Source organism: Nonomuraea recticatena, from assembly GCF_039533245.1.
Classification (GTDB): Bacteria; Actinomycetota; Actinomycetes; order Streptosporangiales; family Streptosporangiaceae; genus Nonomuraea; species Nonomuraea roseola.
Genome location: NZ_BAAATE010000110.1, coordinates 1 through 1,309, shown reverse-complemented (window position 1 = coordinate 1,309; position 1,309 = coordinate 1). Strand labels below are relative to the sequence as shown.

The 1,309-nt window shown below is 67.8% G+C and carries 1 protein-coding gene; it reads right to left on the bottom strand.

Translation table 11 applies throughout. The features are described 5' to 3' along the window. Window positions 1-34: 34 nt before the first annotated feature. Window positions 35-1,264, bottom strand: coding sequence for an IS30 family transposase (locus tag ABFX50_RS50560; protein ID WP_379504574.1), 1,230 nt, complete (start codon window positions 1,262-1,264; stop codon window positions 35-37). Window positions 1,265-1,309: the final 45 nt, after the last annotated feature.

The following is a 1,309-nucleotide window of genomic DNA, read 5'->3' as shown; positions in this document are numbered from 1 at the left end:
GGCGAATTCCAGAGGTCGTCGCAACACTGATTGATCAACTGGCTGCGGCCAGCAGCATAGCGAGACGCTCGGCTGGGGTTTCCCAGCCGAGCGTTTTTCGTGGTCTGGAGTTCAATTCAGCAGCGACGACGTCGAGCTGGTCGCGGGTGTGGATCGACAGGTCCGTGCCCTTGGGGAAGTATTGGCGCAGCAGGCCGTTCGTGTTCTCGTTGGAACCGCGCTGCCACGGGCTGGCCGGATCGCAGAAGTAGACCGGCATGTCAGCGGCGAGGGAGAACTCGTGGTGGCGGCCCATCTCGCTGCCTTGGTCCCAGGTCAGGGACCGCTTGAGCTGGGCGGGTAGCGTCGCGATGGTGTCCAGCAGGGCGTCGCGCATGCGCTCGGCGCTGCGGTCGATCGGCAGATGGACGAGCATCACGTAGCGTGTGGTGCGCTCGACCAGGGTGCCGATGGCCGATGCCTGGTTCTTGCCGATGATCAGATCGCCTTCCCAGTGGCCGGGCACGGCGCGGTCGGCGGCCTCGGCGGGCCGCTCGCTGATCATCACCATGGGCGCGCTGTAGCGGGGCTGGCGCTGCTGGGCCAGGCGGCGCGGCTTGCGCATGGCGCGGCCGGTGCGCAGCGCCCGGGTCAGCTCACGGCGCAGCTCGCCGCGGCCTTGGACGTAGAGGGCCTGGTAGATGGTCTCGTGGCACACATGCATCTCCGCCCGATCGGGAAAGGTCCTGCGCAGGCCCTGGACGATCTGCTCCGGGCTCCAGCGCTTGTGCAGGTGCTCTTGAATGTAGGCCCGTAACTCCGGGTTCTGCCCGATCTTGCTGGGCTTGGGGCGGGGCCGGCGCGCGTCGGCGCGGGACTGGGCCGCGTGCGGCCGGTACTGGCCGTTGGTGGGATGCCGGTTGCGGCGGATCTCCCGGCTGATGGTGGAGGGCGCACGGCCCAGCTCGCGCGCGATCTCACGGACCGACGCCTTCTCTCGCACCCGGTCGGCGATGTGGATGCGCTCGTCTTCGCGCAGGTAGCGGGACGCGTCAGAAGGGGGCACCGTCGGTCGTTGGACCGGCGGTGCCCCCTTCTTGTTCGACTTGTTCGGCCTCCAGCCGTTCCGCCACCGCTTCCCGGTTCGGAGGTTGATCCCGACGATCCGGCACGCTTCCCGGCTGCTGAAACCTTGATCCATAAGGCGGAAGTATTCCTCCCGCTCACGGGTCAGCTTCTTCCGCCCCTGCGGCGTTCGGATCTTGCGGATCTCGAACTCTTCCATCGCACTCCCCAGGCCGGGGTGTTGCGACGACCGCTAGAAGGGAGG

Coding starts and splice junctions, on each gene's coding strand:
- ABFX50_RS50560 (WP_379504574.1), bottom strand. CDS start 1,264: ATGGAAGAGTTCGAGATCCGCAAGATCCGAACGCCGCAGGGGCGGAAG.